13 protein-coding genes and 2 tRNA genes are annotated in these 14488 nt (G+C 66.6%); 5 read left to right on the forward strand and 10 right to left on the reverse strand.

The features are described 5' to 3' along the window. Positions 1–3: 3 nt before the first annotated feature. Entirely contained in the window at positions 4–1995 is a 1992-nt protein-coding gene (gene pknB, locus ABIN76_RS05570) for a Stk1 family PASTA domain-containing Ser/Thr kinase (RefSeq protein WP_346958730.1), read from the forward strand. A 24-nt stretch (positions 1996–2019) separates the two neighbouring features. Here pknB and ABIN76_RS05575 read toward each other — a convergent pair whose 3' ends face one another. Together ABIN76_RS05575 and ABIN76_RS05580 are read right to left on the reverse strand one after the other, a co-directional pair. Further along, positions 2020–2661, reverse strand: coding sequence for an aminodeoxychorismate/anthranilate synthase component II (locus ABIN76_RS05575; protein ID WP_346958731.1), 642 nt, complete (start codon positions 2659–2661; stop codon positions 2020–2022). A gap of 171 nt (positions 2662–2832) precedes the next feature. Continuing rightward, positions 2833–3642, reverse strand: coding sequence for a class E sortase (locus tag ABIN76_RS05580; protein WP_346958922.1), 810 nt, complete (start codon positions 3640–3642; stop codon positions 2833–2835). Positions 3643–3822: 180 nt separating this feature from the next. Between ABIN76_RS05580 and ABIN76_RS05585 the strand changes: the two genes are divergently transcribed. Next, complete coding sequence (locus ABIN76_RS05585) at positions 3823–4077, forward strand: cell division protein CrgA (protein ID WP_346958732.1); 255 nt, start codon at positions 3823–3825, stop codon at positions 4075–4077. A gap of 123 nt (positions 4078–4200) precedes the next feature. Further along, positions 4201–4809, forward strand: a complete 609-nt coding sequence (locus ABIN76_RS05590; RefSeq protein ID WP_346958733.1) for a DNA-3-methyladenine glycosylase I — start codon at positions 4201–4203, stop codon at positions 4807–4809. A 1189-nt stretch (positions 4810–5998) separates the two neighbouring features. Here the strand turns inward: ABIN76_RS05590 and ABIN76_RS05595 are convergent. Together ABIN76_RS05595 and ABIN76_RS05600 are read right to left on the reverse strand one after the other, a co-directional pair. Then, the gene (locus tag ABIN76_RS05595) at positions 5999–6892 is read right to left on the reverse strand and encodes a rhomboid family intramembrane serine protease (RefSeq protein ID WP_346958734.1); all 894 of its coding nucleotides are present in this window, start codon (positions 6890–6892) and stop codon (positions 5999–6001) included. A 9-nt stretch (positions 6893–6901) separates the two neighbouring features. Further along, entirely contained in the window at positions 6902–7447 is a 546-nt protein-coding gene (locus ABIN76_RS05600) for a peptidylprolyl isomerase (protein WP_346958735.1), read from the reverse strand. 154 nt (positions 7448–7601) lie between these two features. Here ABIN76_RS05600 and ABIN76_RS05605 point away from each other — a divergent pair, with 154 nt between their 5' ends. Together ABIN76_RS05605 and ABIN76_RS05610 are read left to right on the forward strand one after the other, a co-directional pair. Further along, a complete protein-coding gene (locus tag ABIN76_RS05605; protein ID WP_346958736.1) occupies positions 7602–8540 on the forward strand; it encodes a hypothetical protein in 939 nt (312 codons plus the stop codon). A 155-nt stretch (positions 8541–8695) separates the two neighbouring features. Then, a complete protein-coding gene (locus ABIN76_RS05610; protein ID WP_346958737.1) occupies positions 8696–9571 on the forward strand; it encodes a glycosyltransferase family 2 protein in 876 nt (291 codons plus the stop codon). Between the two features lie 40 nt (positions 9572–9611). On the opposite strand, the gene ABIN76_RS05615 is transcribed toward ABIN76_RS05610, so the two are convergent. The 6 genes from ABIN76_RS05615 to gyrA form a co-directional block, all read right to left on the reverse strand. Further along, positions 9612–10526 carry a DMT family transporter gene (locus ABIN76_RS05615; protein WP_346958738.1) on the reverse strand — a complete coding sequence of 305 codons (915 nt, stop codon included), beginning with the start codon at positions 10524–10526 and terminating at the stop codon, positions 9612–9614. Between the two features lie 114 nt (positions 10527–10640). Then, a tRNA-Ala gene (locus ABIN76_RS05620) sits at positions 10641–10716 on the reverse strand. Positions 10717–10787: 71 nt separating this feature from the next. Then, a complete protein-coding gene (locus ABIN76_RS05625; RefSeq protein ID WP_346958923.1) occupies positions 10788–10904 on the reverse strand; it encodes a DLW-39 family protein in 117 nt (38 codons plus the stop codon). A gap of 59 nt (positions 10905–10963) precedes the next feature. Then, positions 10964–11037: transfer RNA gene (locus tag ABIN76_RS05630), tRNA-Ile, on the reverse strand. Between the two features lie 98 nt (positions 11038–11135). After that, positions 11136–11762: a DUF3566 domain-containing protein gene (locus ABIN76_RS05635; protein WP_346958739.1), complete on the reverse strand. Its 627-nt coding sequence runs from the start codon at positions 11760–11762 to the stop codon at positions 11136–11138. Beyond that, positions 11759–14467 (reverse strand): DNA gyrase subunit A, encoded by a 2709-nt coding sequence (gene gyrA / locus ABIN76_RS05640; protein ID WP_346958740.1) that lies wholly within the window; start codon positions 14465–14467, stop codon positions 11759–11761. Before gyrA ends, ABIN76_RS05635 begins: the two co-directional genes overlap by 4 nt. Positions 14468–14488 lie beyond the last annotated feature (21 nt).

A 14488-nucleotide genomic window follows, 5' to 3' on the forward strand; every position in this document is an offset into this window, starting at 1 on the left:
TCCTTGTCCACTTCGCCCCGCACTCCATCACACCGCGAGGACAGCAGCCCGGTTCCGGCGCAGCGAGTCCTCAGCGGGCGCTACGAGCTGGGTGAGCTGATCGGCCGCGGCGGCATGGCTGATGTGTTCCGCGGCCTCGATACCCGGCTGGGGCGGACCGTGGCGATCAAGCTGCTCCGTCCGGACCTGGCCCGGGACCCGCAATTCCAGGCCCGGTTCAAGCGCGAGGCCCAGGCCGTTGCGGCCCTGAACCACCCCTCGATCGTTGCGGTCTTCGACACCGGGGACCATGCCGTCCCCGGCGGCCACGACGACACCGTGCGGGTGCCGTACATCGTGATGGAGTTCGTCTCCGGCAAGACAATCCGCGACCTGATCAAGGCCAAGGAAGTCACGATTGACCAGGCCATCGACTTCTCGCTCGGAGTGCTCGCCGCGCTCGACTACAGCCACAAGGCCGGGATCGTGCACCGCGACATCAAGCCGGCGAACGTAATGTTTTGCCCGGATTCGAACAGCGTGAAAGTGATGGACTTCGGGATTGCCCGCGCCATGGCCGACTCTTCGGCCACCATGACGCAGACGCAGGCCGTGGTGGGAACCGCGCAGTACCTCTCCCCGGAACAGGCCCGCGGCGAAACTGTCGACGCGCGGAGCGACCTGTACTCGGCGGGATGCCTTTTGTACGAAATGCTGACCGGGCGCCCGCCGTTCGTCGGGGACAGCCCGGTGTCCGTCGCCTACCAGCACGTCCGGGAGATCCCGGAGCCGGCCAGCAGCCTCAACCCCGACGTATCCACGGCGCTGGACAGTGTGCTGGCCAAGGCGCTGCAAAAGAACCGGGCCGACAGGTTCCAGGACGCCGCGGCTTTCCGTCGCGCGCTGAGGGCTGCGCGCAGCGGCGTCCCCGTAGCCGCCCTGCCGCCCAGCGAGGCGCCGACGGACCCGAACAACACGGTGGCTGGGTCGGAGCAGCTGCCGCCCACGGCCGCTTTTGCCATGACCGGGGCGAAATTCCTCGATGACGCCCCTTCCGGCCGTTTCGCGCCGCAACAGACCGCTGCCGACGTCGAGGTGCCAGCCGTTCAGCCCGCGTCCGGCTCCGGTCCCGGGCGCCCGGACACCGACAGCCTGCCACTGAGCCTGCCGGCGGAACGCGAACCCACCCCCCGGCAGAAATCCCGACGGCGAATGTGGACGGCAACGTTGTTGATCTTCACCCTGCTGGTGCTGGCGGGGGGCGGCCTGTGGCTCTACAACATGGTCAACCAGCGGCCCGCCCCAGTGGCCAAGGTGGACGTTCCCGTCGTGGCGTCGATGACCGAATCCGAGGCGCTGCAGAGGCTTTACAACGCCGGGCTGAAGCCTCAGTTGAAACGCATCCAGCACGAGAGCATCCCCAAGGGCATCGCGGTGGACACCGCGCCGCCCGCCGGGAGCCCCTTGGAGGTCAATTCGGAGATCACCCTGAACATCTCCGAGGGCCCCAGTGTGATCACCATCCCCTCTGATCTGGCCGGCCGGACCGAGGCGGACGCCAGGGACGAGCTGCGCCGCACCGGCCTCACCGGCGCGCCGAAGACCACCCTGAGCAACAGCCCCAACGTGCCGGCGGGGATTGTCATCACGACCAACCCGGCGCCGGCGCAGGCCGTGGCGGTGGACAGCACGGTGGAAATCATTGTCTCCACCGGAAAGGTGGCCGTGCCGCAGCTCGTCGGCCTGCCGAAGGCGGAGGCGCAGGCCGCGCTGAAGAAGGTGGGGCTGCTGGCCATCATCAAGGAAGTCGAAAACTCCCAGGTCCAGCCCGGCAAGGTGACGGCCCAAAGCGACGCCGCGGACGCCGCCGTCGAGCAGGGCAAGGCGATCACGGTGACCGTGGCCAAGGCCCCGCCGCCCCCGCCGACGCAGACCCCCACGCCTTCACCGACGCCGTCGCCCACCGGGACCGACGTGACGGAAGGCGTCGGCAAGCTGCTGGACCCGGCGGGCTGACCGCCGGCTAACCGCAGGCCGGAGTCAGTGCTGGATTAGCGGGCTCAACGCCGCGGCGCGTTCCGCCGCCCCCGCCATGCCCAGGGACTCGAGCCAGTTGCCCAGCATCAGGTACCCGCCCTCGGTCAGCACGGACTCGGGGTGGAACTGGACGCCGCACAGCGGTGCCGTGCGGTGCTGCAATCCCATCACGACGCCGGTCGCCGTCTCCGCGGTGATCTCCAGGTCCTCCGGGATGCTTTCCCGGACGGCGGCGAGAGAGTGGTAGCGGGTCGCGGTGAACGGCGAGGGAAGACCGGGGAAGACGCTGGTCCCGTGGTGTTCGACGAGCGAGGTTTTGCCGTGCATCAGCTCCGGGGCGTGGGTGACGCGTCCGCCGTAGGCTTCGGCCAGCGCCTGGTGTCCCAGGCAGACCCCCAGCATCGGCTTGTTGTGGCTGCCGCACCACTTGATCAGCTCGATGCAGACCCCTGCATCTGCGGGGGCGCCGGGGCCGGGTGAGATGAGGACGCCGTCGCGCGCTTCGGCCATCTCGATCGCCTCGGCCAGCGTCACATCGTCGTTGCGGACCACGGTGGTCTCCGCCCCGAGCTCCTGGAGGTAGCCGACCAGGGTGTAGACAAAGCTGTCGTAGTTGTCTACGACCAGGATCTTGGTTGTGCTCATGGGTGCCTTGCCATACCAATCGTCGAATCAGTGAACGGGCTAAATTGCGCCATCCAGGGAAAGAGGAACTGAACCATCAATACCAGCACGCCGCCCAGCAATACCAGCGACGTGACAATCCTGAGCCACAACGGGCCGGGCAGCCGGCGGAAAATCCATCCATACATCTGCCTAGCCCTCCCCGAGGGTGCGCGCCGCCTGGGCTGCGATCTCGGCCGGGGGGCCGGCCGAAGCCGGCTGCCAGTGCTCCAGCAGCGAGTACGCAATGATGCGCTCCTGTGAACCGAACCGCGGGTTGCAGCTGGTCATGGTGAGGTAGCTTTCCGTGGGGGTGGCCGCCGGCTGCGCCGGGACGGGCAACAGGACCTCGGTCGCCGAGGGCAGGACGATGTCGCTGTTGCGGTAGCGGTACACGTAGTAGCCCTCGCGGGTTTGCACGTAGATCCTGTCCCCGGGGACCAGGGTGTCGATGTTGTCCAGCACGGCGCCGTGGGTCTGCCGGTGACCGGCCACGGCAAAATTACCGGCCGCGCCAGGCATTGCGGTGCCGGGGTAGTGTCCCAGGCCCAGGGAATCCAGCACGGCAGGTGTGGTTCCCTGGACGACCGGTCGGGTGTAGCCGGCGCCGAAGCGGGGGATGTAGACGACGCCGATCGTCGCGCCGGCGTCCGGCTCGGCGGCGACGGCGGCCGGGCCGTAATCGGGCTTCATGGGGCCGAAACGTGCGGGGCCGGCAGCCGGGACGGATGCGGAGGACCCGGCCGGGCCGGCAAGGCTTCGCGCGAAATCCCTCACGACGTCGCGTTGCCGGGCGTCGGCGTCGAGGTTGGTCCACCAAAGTTGCCAGGCCACAAACAACAGCAGGACCGCCCCGGCGGTCAGCAGCAGCTCGCCGAAGACCTGGAGGGTGCGGGACAGGGCGCCCCGCGGGGCTCTGCTGCCGGTGGCAGGTGCGGCAAGGGGTTCTGCCTTCTCCTGCAGCACCGTGGGCTCTCCTTATGGGGCGTTCGCAACGGGCGCGGGTGTGGCCTGAACTACAGCTAGAATTGGCTGCGATTAGGATTTCATACTTGACCAAGAGCGCGTTGACCGCCGGCTTTTCCTTTCTTGCAGGATATCAAGCCGGGGTACCGCTCCTCATCCAGCCGCCAAGGAGGACCCGTGCCCGAGTCGAAGCCGCGAAAGAGGACTGCCCGCGTTGCGGAGCAGACTGCTGCGACGCAGGCCTACAAGCCCAACCCCGTCTGGTTCAAGCCGGTGATGTTTGGCCTGATGATCATCGGCCTGCTGTGGATCATCACCTTCTACATCAGCGAAGGCACCCTCCCGGTGCGCGACTGGGCGTCGTGGAACATCGTCGCCGGGTTCGGCATCGCCATCGTGGGCTTCCTGATGACCACGCGTTGGCGTTCCTGATCCCCTCATTTCCTTCGCGGCAGGCCGGCACACTCAATGTGCCGGCCTGCCGCGTTAAGCCCATGCCGCACCGGCCGGCGGGCGATCTGGCCGGGAGGCAACTCTCTAGCAAAGGACCCTGCGATGACACCGGACGTTTCCAGTGGCTGCATCATCGGTGACGACGGATTGGCCCGGCCGCTCTGGGCGGCCGCAGACCCGCTCCTGCGCGACTATTACGACACCGAGTGGGGCCTCCCGGTCCGGGATGAACAGGGCCTCTATGAACGAATCTCCCTGGAAGCCTTCCAGGCCGGCCTGTCCTGGGCGACGATCCTGCGCAAGCGGCCGGCTTTTCGGGCCGCCTTCGCCGACTTCCACCCCGAGACCGTGGCCGCCTTCACCGACGACGACGTAGAGCGGTTGCTGCAGGACGCCGGCATTGTGCGCAACCGGCTCAAGATCCGCGCCGCCATCACCAACGCCCGCGCCACCCTTGATCTCAGGGACGACGGCGGCCTGGTGGACTTCGTCTGGAGCTTCCAGCCGGACACCACCCCTGAACCCGCGGCCCTGTCCGAGATCCCCACAACTTCACCCGAGTCCGTTGCCCTGTCCAAGGCGCTGCGCAAGCGGGGCTTTGTCTTTGTGGGGCCCACCACCATGTACGCCCTGATGGAAGCCATCGGGATGGTGGACACCCATCTGGTGGACTCCCACCGGCGTGGTACCTCAGGCGTGTGGCTTCGTTAGGCCGCGGCCCAGGGCCTCGGCTGGGTCCACAGCTGTGCACAACAAACCATAAGTTATCCACAGGTTGGGGATAACCGGGCGCGCCGCAGCCGGGCGCAGGCAAGCTCCGGCGGGCGTCCTAGCCCGGATAATCAGCAAAGCTATTCCCGAAGGCCGGTGAGTTACAGGTCTGTAAGTTATTAACAGTGTGGATTGCCTGTGGATAACCGAGGTTCTCGCCACCGCCGGTGAAACCTGCCGGATGACGACCCCCGGGATTCGCAGCGCTACTCCCCGGATCTGCAATCCCAGGGCCGCCCTCGCCCTATCCACTTAATAACAGTCGACTACCCACAACTTATCCACAGGTGGGGATAAACTCGGGCCCGAGGCGGCACCGAAGGCTCCGGAGGCCCCGGACGACGGTCTTTCCGGACCAAAACTCAGAGCATCAAGTTATTAACAATGTGAACAACCCTGTGAATAACCGGCTATAAATCAGATAAGAAATGGCCGCACAGCACCCACCGTCGCCGCGACTCGACCTGGCTGGTCCCGCTGGGCGTCCCTGAAACGGCTTGTCGCGCCCCGGCGGGTCGCCAAGGCACCGGCGCCGTCCGGCCCGCGAGGGCTGCACGCGGCCATCTGGAGACGGCACCGCGCGGGCAGGGCCGGGCGGGGTTCCTCCTGGGGCGAAAGTTGTCCACTTAACCACAAGGCGGGGCCGGAATGTTATCCACAGGTGTGGAGGAAGGGATCGTGAGCTCGCAGAGATTTCCCAGCTGTGGCGGCTAGATCAGGCATCTGGACCTGAACTACAGGCATGTAAGTTACCAACAGTGTGGATAACCCCTGTGGAAAAGTCGCCGACAGAGACTCGTGAAAGTGACCGGGAGCGAGAACGAGCAGTGAGGCTCCAGGGCCGCGGGTTGGTAGCGGGTGCGGCAGATCCGGAAAAGCGCGCCGGTTGCGGACCAGCGCACCCCGGACCCGGGCCGCGTCAGTCCGGAAGTGTAGCGAGAACCCGGAAGCGCGGCGGAAACCAGGCCGGGAGCGCCCGGGCGGCACGCGGAAAGCGGCGCCTGTGGCGGAGACTGCCGGGACGTGTAACCGCAGCTGGAACTAGGCGGGAGAGCTGGGGTGGCGGCCGGCGACCTAGGCGGGAACTAGGCGGGAGGGCGAGGGCGGCGGCCGGCGACCCGGGCGGGAACTAGGCCGGGAGGGCGGTGGCGGCGGCGTGCAGGGCGGTGGCCGCGACGAGCAGGCACAGGACCGCGGCCAGCCCGGCGGCCTGAAGAAGCCCTTGCCGCCGGCCCCGTGGCACGTAGGCGATCACCGCGGCGCACAGCGCTCCGGTGACAAGGCCGCCCAGGTGGGCCTGCCAGGCGATCTGTGGAACCACAAAGCCGATGACGCCGTTGATGGCAATCAGGACCCAGAGCTGCCGCGTGTCCCCGCCGCGGTGGCGCTGGACCACCAGCATGGCGCCGAAGAGGCCAAAGATGGCACCCGAGGCGCCCACGACGCCGGTGAGGGACTGGCCCGGGACGTAGGCCGGGGTCAGCAGCAGGTAACCAACGGAGCCGCCGATCGCGGAGAGAAGATAAAGCGCCAGGAAGCGGATGCGCCCCAGGAGGGGTTCCAGCGCCTGGCCGAACATCCACAGCATGTACATGTTCAGCACGATGTGCAGGATGAAGCCCTGGGAGTGGAGGAAGGCCGAGGTCAGCATCCGCCAGGGTTCAAAGGCACCGTACGCGGGGTTGGCGTAGGCCGTGGCAAAAGCGAAGTCCTGGTAGATCCCGTCGTTGGGAACGAGCCATTGCAGCACATACACAAGGACGCAGGCTGCGATCAGCCCGAAGGTGGCCAGCGGCCTCCCCAGCGCGGCGGCACCGCCGTAGACCGAACGGGCCGCCGGCGTCGTACGTTTGGTTTCGTTGACGCAGTCAACGCATTGGAACCCGACGGCGGCCGCCCGCTGGCAGTCGGGGCACGCAGGGCGCCCGCACCGCTGGCACCGCACGTAGGCGGGCCGGTCCGGGTGCCGGGGGCACACCGGGATCTGCGCGGACGGCTCTGCCGCCGGAATTCCGTAGCTCATGGCGTGGGTCTAGAGCTGTTCTACGTCGATGCTGTTGATGACGACGTCCTCAACCGGACGGTCGCCCATGCCGGTGCGGACGCCTTCGATGGCGTCGACAACCTTCCTGGACTCGTCATCTGCGACTTCGCCGAAGATGCTGTGCTTGCCCTGGAGCCAGCCGGTCGGGATGGTGGTGATGAAGAACTGGGATCCGTTGGTGCCGCGGCCCATCTGGATGCCTGCATTGGCCATGGCCAACTTGTAGGGCTCGTTGAAGGTCAGCTCCGGGTGGATCTCGTCGTCGAACTTGTAGCCCGGTCCGCCGGTGCCACGGCCCAGCGGGTCGCCGGCCTGGATCATGAAGTCCTTGATGATGCGGTGGAAGATGGTGCCGTTGTACAGCGGCGTGCCGGTCTTGTCCTCCCCGGTCTCCGGGTGGGTCCAGGCCTGCTCACCGGTGGCCAGGCCGACGAAGTTCTTGACGGTCTTGGGCGCGTGGTTACCGAAGAGGTTGACGACGATGTCGCCCAGGCTCGTGTGAATGGTTGCTTTTGCGGTTGCGATGGCAGTCATGGCCCTATTCTTCCACGGCAGTGGTCCACGCACAGGGCCGCACAGTCAGTTCCGCGTTGGGTGAAATCCGGGGGAAATCGGGCCCAAGAATAGCCGGTGGAGTCCCGGCCACGTAGGCTAACTGCAGAACCGTCACATTAATCGGGAGGTAGTTGTGAAGAAATCGGATCGTATTGCCCGTGACCTGGAGCAGTCAGTCAGCACCGCAGTAGAAAACGCCAAGGACTGGGCAGCCCCGCGGGTTGAGGCGGCAGTCGACTGGGCCGTCCCGCGTCTGCAGCAGGGCCTGGACACCGCTTCTCCCAAGATCCAGGAGGGCCTCAAATCAGCGGCCCACAACCTGGCCGACGGTGTCGCCACGGTAACCCCCCGCCTTCAGGACGGGCTGGCACAGCTGGCACCGAAGATCCACGACGCCGTCGAGAGCGCCACTCCCCGGCTGCATGAGGCTTTGGACCGGGCCACCCCGGTCATCGCCAACGCACGGGACCGTGTGGTGGTTGAATACCTGCCTAAGCTTTCGGACCAGATCGGCCACGCCTCCGACGCCGTGCACCGCACCCTGGAAGGCACCCCGGCCCACGTCGACGCCGTTGCACAGCGGCTGGTTGACTCCGGTGTTGTCCACAGCATCCAGGAGCAGGCGCAGTCCGCGGGCCAGCAGCTCAAGGCTGCGGCTGCCGAAGCAAGCCGCGTTGTCACCGGCGAGGTAGCGAAGCCGCAGAAGCCCAAGCACCGCGGATTCCTGATCTTCGGCGTCATCGCCGCGGCCGTCGCCGCCGGCGTCGCCGCGTGGAAGGCTTCCAAGCCGATTGAGGACCCGTGGAAGACGCCTTCCCCGGTCACGCCCTCGACCCCGGCCCCGGTACCGGCCACCACGGTCAGCGACGTCAAGGAAACCGTGAAGGAGAACGTCAGCGACGCCGCGGACACCGCTGCCGCAGCCACGGTGGCCGCAGCCGACAAGGCAGCCGATGCCTCGGCAGACGCAGCCGACGCAGCCAAGTCGGAGGACTCCAAGGTCGCCACCGACGCCAAGACCGCGGTGCGGAACATCGCCGCGAGCATGAACGGCGAGGACAAGGCCAAGTAGTTCGCGGCCAGCCGGCGGCCGAACCGGCGGCCGAGCGCCACAACTCGAGAAGGGATCCCGCCACCGGCGGGGTCCCTTCTTTTGCTTTGCCATTGCCCGTCCCTGAGGGCCCGTCAACAGGCCGCCGGAACGGCGCAGGTGCTAAATTTGGGGGGATGTCACCCGAAGAGCTCTCCGTGGATGCCCCACACGATGCTGCGCCGCCGCCGGCCGTCTCCATCGTGATTCCGGCGTACAACGAGGAAAGCGTCATTCGGCAGTGCCTGATCGCCGCCGTCTACCAGTCGGTCCCCGCCCACGAGATCATCGTGGTCGACAACATGTCCAAGGACCGCACCGCGGAAATCGTCCGGCAGATGCAGCTGGAATACCCGGAAAGTCCGATCATCCTGCTCAGCCAGGACCGGGACCAGGGCCTCATACCCACCCGGAACTTCGGCCTGGACCACGCCACCGGCGATGTCTTGGGCCGGATCGATGCTGACTCAGTGCTGGAACCGGACTGGGTGGAGCAGGTGCAGGCGGCCTTCGCGGATCAGTCCGTGCACGCCGCTACCGGCCCGGTGGTGTACTACGACATGCCGATGCGCCGCTTCGGCCTCAAGGCCGACGACAAAATGCGCCAGCTGATGCTCAAGCTCGCGAAGCACCAGTACCACTTCCTCTTTGGCTCCAACATGGCCCTGCGACGTTCCGCGTGGGAGGCCATCCGGCTGGAGACCTGCCGGGATGAGAAGGACGAGATGCACGAGGACATCGACCTGTCCCTGCATCTGGCCGACCATGAGCTTCGCATCCAGTACTGGCCGCAAATGGTGTCCGGGATGTCGGCGCGCCGGCTGGAGGATTCGCCCCGCGATTACCGCTACTACGTCACGCGCTTCGACCGCACCTACAAGGCGCACAACGTCAAGAAGATGGCTCTGAAGGCCCCCATGGTGGTCTTCTTTTCGGTGTACTTCCCGGCGAAGCTGCTGCGCGCCATCCACACCGTCAACACGGCCCAGCCGGCCCGCCGCGGCGGCCAGTAAGGCAATCGGGCCCGCGGGCTCACCCTCGCCGCCGTCGTCGTCAGTCCGTTCCCAGCTCCGCCAGGCGGGCGGCGCTGCGCCGCACAGCGCGGGAGCGCCGCTGGCCCATCACGACGACGGCGAGTCCCACCAGGATCATCCCCAGCCCGGCATAGGTTCCCGCCGGCAGGGTCTCGCCCAGGAATGCCGCCGCCAGCAAAGCTGCTCCGGGGATTTCCAGCAGGATGATCATCGACACCAGCAGTGGACTCATCGTGGCGAGCAGGTGGTTAAACGCTGTGTGCCCAACCAGTTGCGCGCACACGGTAATAGCTAGGATGCCCAGCCAGCCGGTCGCGTCGAAGCCGGCCAGCGGCTGCCGGGTGGCCAGCGCCAGGACGGCCACGACGGCGGCGCACATGCCGTAGCAGAGCGTGGTGTACACGCCGGTCCCCATGGTCTGGCGGGCCTTGCCGCCGGCCAGCGTGTAAATGCCGGCCAGCACGCCCCCGGCAACCGCCAGCAGGTCGCCAACCAGCGCCTGCGGGGAGCTACCCATGTCAAAGCCGGTAATGGCCACGACGCCGCCAAATGCCAGTCCCAGCCCCGCCAGGACCTGCCAGCGGTGCCGGACCCCGCGGAAGAGCTGGAAGACGGCGATCCAGCCGGACTGCAGGCAGACCAGCGCCGTCGCGGCAGCCACCGAGGTCAACTGCAGCGACGTGATAAAGCAGGCGAAGTGCAGTGCCAGCGCGACTGCCGCGGCCAGGGACCAGCGGAATTCGCTAGCGGTGACACGGCCGAACTGGCGGGGCTGGCGCACCAGGACGGGCCCGGCCATCACGGCCGCTCCGATCGCGTTGCGCCAGAACGCGATGGCGAGGGCGCTGACCGAGGTGGCGCCCAGGGTGGCGGCGATCAAGGGGCCGGAGGAGGCGACGCCCAGCACGCCGAGGGCGGCGAGGAAGAAGTTCACGCTCCCACAGTAGTGTGCCGGCGCGGGCGTCCCGGTTCCGCCCCGGTCCTTTGCGGATCCCGGTCCAACGCAAAAGGTCCCGGCCAGCGTTTCCGCTAACCGGGACCGTTCCTATGGTGGAGGCACGGGGACTCGAACCCCGAACCCCCTGCTTGCAAAGCAGGTGCGCTACCAATTGCGCCATGCCCCCATAAGAAGCAACCCGTCAATCATACCCCGCTGGCGGAGAGCCGTTTCCAGCTTTCCTGCCGGGGTTCCGGGCTAATCGACCGTGTCGGTCGACTCGCTCCAGACTGCCTTCCGGGCTTCGGATTCCTGCACTTTCCTGTAGACCAGGACGCTTGCGATCGTGGCTGCAACAACCAGCAACTTCTTCACATGCACCCCGTTCCGGTCCAGTTTCACGTGGACCTTTACAAGAACCAGTACAGGTTCCGTGGGCGTACCAGGACTTGAACCTGGGACCTCTTCGTTATCAGCGAAGCGCTCTAACCGCCTGAGCTATACGCCCCGATGCCTCATCGGGCCGAGATATGACTTTACAGCACATCCCGGCCCGATCTCAAATCGAGGCAATTCCCCGGTGAATATCCGGGAAAACTACGGGTTTTAGTCGTCCGTGAGCGTCACGCCGATGCCGCCCACGAGGGTGGCCGCAATGTTGTAGAGCACCGCGGAGAGCATCGAGAGTGCGGTCAGCAGCACCACGTTGATCACGGCGATTATGACCGCGAAGGAGGCGACCTGGCCGAGGGAGGCGACCTTCTTCAGCTCGAAGCCGCCGCTTTCGGAGCCGGCCAGGGTGCCGAGCAGGCCATCCACCTGGTCGAAGATGCCGGTCAGGTCCAGGACGGTCCACAACACGATCGCAGCAACGACGGTCACGATGCCGAGCGCCACCGAAAGGAGGAACGCCATCTTGAGCACCGACCAGGGATCCACCTTGCTGATCAGCAGGCGCGCTCGGCGGACCTTCGCCTTCGGTGCCGGCTTGACCAGGCCGGGCGCACCCTGTGCCGGGCGCTGGCCGGGAGCTTCGGGACGCTGGCCGGGGACGGCGGGGCGCTGGCCCGCACCGGCCGGACGCGGGCCCGTGCCGGACGGGCGCTGACCGGAGCCGACGGCCCCCGGGCGCTGCTGCGGCCGCGACGGTGCGTTCACCCGCGGGGCAGCGGCCGGCTGCCGCATCCCGCCGGGACCGCTGCTCGACTTGGGATATGAGTCGGAATTACTCACGCGTTACCTCCGGTGTTGTCTTCGTCCAGCTCGGCACTGCCTGATGACTCATCTGACTCCGGGGCCGGTACTGATTCTGTCTCTGCGGACCCCTCGTGTGATCCGTTTTCTCCAGCCAACGTTACGTCATCCTGCTCGCTGGCCGGACTTTCAGCACCTTCTTCGAGGGCAGTTTCGTCGGTTTCCAGGCCGCGTTCGCTGTTCCGGGCCACCGCGATGATGCGGTCGTTCTTGTCCGGCTTGGCAAAAATCACGCCCATGGTGTCGCGGCCCTTGGCAGGCACCCCGGTCACCGAGGAACGCACCACCTTGCCGCCTTCCATGACCACCAGGACTTCGTCCTCCTCGTTGACGATCAGGGCACCGACGAGGTGGCCGCGTTCCTCTTGGTACTTGCCGACCTTGATGCCAAGGCCGCCTCGGCCCTGGAGGCGGTACTCCTCCACCGCCGTCCGCTTGGCAAAGCCGCCTTCGGTGACGATGAAGACGAACGAGCCGTCCTGCACCACGTCGGCCGCCAGCAGTTCGTCGTCCTCCCGGAACTTCATGCCGGTCACACCGGACGTGGCACGGCCCATGGGACGCAGGGCCTCATCCGTGGCGGTGAAGCGGATGGACTGGCCCTTCCGGGACACCAGCATCAGGTCGTCCGTCTCGGAGACCAGCTGCGCGGAGACGAGCTCGTCGCCGTCGCGCAGGTTGATGGCGATAACGCCGGCGGATCGGTTGGTGTCGTAGTCCTCGAGCCGCGTCTTTTTGACCAGGCCGCGCTTGGTGGCGAGCACCAGGTACGGGGCGTGCTGGTAGTCGCGCAGATCCAGCACCTGGGCGATGTGTTCGTCCGGCTGGAAGGCCAGCAGGTTGGCCACGTGCTGGCCCTTGGCGTCGCGGGCCGCTTCGACCAGCTCATAGGCCTTGGCGCGGTAGACCCGGCCCAGGTTGGTGAAGAACAGCAGCCAGTGGTGGGTCGTGGTCACAAAGAAGTGTTCCACGACGTCGTCGCCGCGCAACTGGGCGCCCTTGATGCCCTTGCCGCCGCGCTGCTGGGACCGGTAGTTGTCGCTGCGGGTGCGCTTGACGTAGCCGCCGCGGGTGATGGTGACGACCATTTCCTCTTCGGGGATCAGGTCCTCCATGGACATGTCGCCGTCGAAGCCCATCAGGACCTTGGTCTTGCGGTCGTCGCCGTGTTTGGCCACGATTTCGGCGAGTTCGGTGCTGATGATCTCGCGCTGGCGCTCCTCGGAGGCGAGGATCGCGTTGTACTCGGCGATCAGGGCCTCGAGTTCGGAATGGCGGTCCTGGATCTTTTGGCGCTCCAGGGCGGCGAGTCGGCGCAGCTGCATGTCCAGGATGGCCCGGGCCTGCAGTTCATCGATGTCCAGCAGCTCCATCAGCCCGTCGCGGGCCGCCTCGGTGGTAGTGGACGCACGGATCAGGGCGATGACCTCGTCGAGGGCGTCCAGCGCCTTGAGGAGGGCGCGCAGGATGTGCGCTTCCTCCTCGGCCTTGCGCAGGCGGTACCGGGTGCGGCGGGCGATGACGTCCATCTGGTGCGTGACCCAGTGCCGGATAAAGGCGTCAAGGCTGAGCGTGCGTGGCACACCGTCGACGATCGCCAGCATGTTGGCCGCGAAGTTGTCCTGCAGCTGGGTGTGCTTGTAGAGGTTGTTCAGCACCACCTTGGCGACGGCGTCGCGCTTGAGCACGATCACGAGGCGCTGGCCGGTGCGGCCCGAGGTTTCATCGCGGAGGTCGGCGATGCCGGAAATCTTGCCGTCCTTGACCAGCTCGGCGATCTTGATGGCCAGGTTGTCCGGGTTGGCCTGGTACGGCAGCTCGGTGACCACCAGGCAGGTGCGTCCCTGGAGTTCCTCGACGTTGACGACGGCGCGCATGGTGATCGAGCCGCGGCCGGTGCGGTACGCGTCCTCGATGCCCTTGTGGCCCAGGATGGTGGCGCCGGTCGGGAAGTCGGGGCCCTTGATCCGCTGGATCAGCTCTTCGAGCAGCTCTTCGCGGCTGGCGGTCGGGTTGGCCAGGTACCACTGCACCCCGTCGGCAACTTCCCGGAGGTTGTGCGGGGGAATGTTGGTTGCCATGCCGACGGCGATGCCGGAGGAACCGTTCACTAGGAGGTTCGGGAAACGCGCCGGCAGGATGGTGGGTTCCTGGTTCTTGCCGTCATAGTTGTCCTGGAAATCGACGGTTTCCTCGTCGATGTCCCGGACCATCTCCATGGCCAACGGGGCCATCTTGGTCTCGGTGTACCGAGGTGCCGCGGCGCCGTCGTTACCGGGGGAACCGAAGTTGCCCTGCCCCAGGGCCAGCGGGTAGCGCATGGTCCAGTCCTGGATCAGGCGGACCAGGGCATCGTAGATCGCGGTGTCGCCGTGCGGGTGGTACTGGCCCATGACCTCGCCCACAACGCGGGCGCATTTGTTGAACGAACGGTCCGGGCGGTAGCCGCCGTCGAACATCGCGTAGAGCACGCGGCGGTGGACTGGCTTGAGTCCGTCGCGGACGTCCGGCAGTGCGCGGCCCACGATCACGGCCATGGCGTAGTCCAAGTAGGAGCGCTGCATCTCGGTCTGCAGGTCAACCTGTTCGACCCGGTCGGTCAGCACATCGGTGTCAAGAACGGTGCCTTCGAGTACGGATTCCGCGCCGGATTCGGCGGGGACCTCGGGTGTTTCGTCACTCATAGTCTATATTTTCCGTTTCAG

It is taken from the genome of uncultured Arthrobacter sp. (assembly GCF_964021775.1).
In the GTDB taxonomy this organism is placed as follows: domain Bacteria; phylum Actinomycetota; class Actinomycetes; order Actinomycetales; family Micrococcaceae; genus Arthrobacter.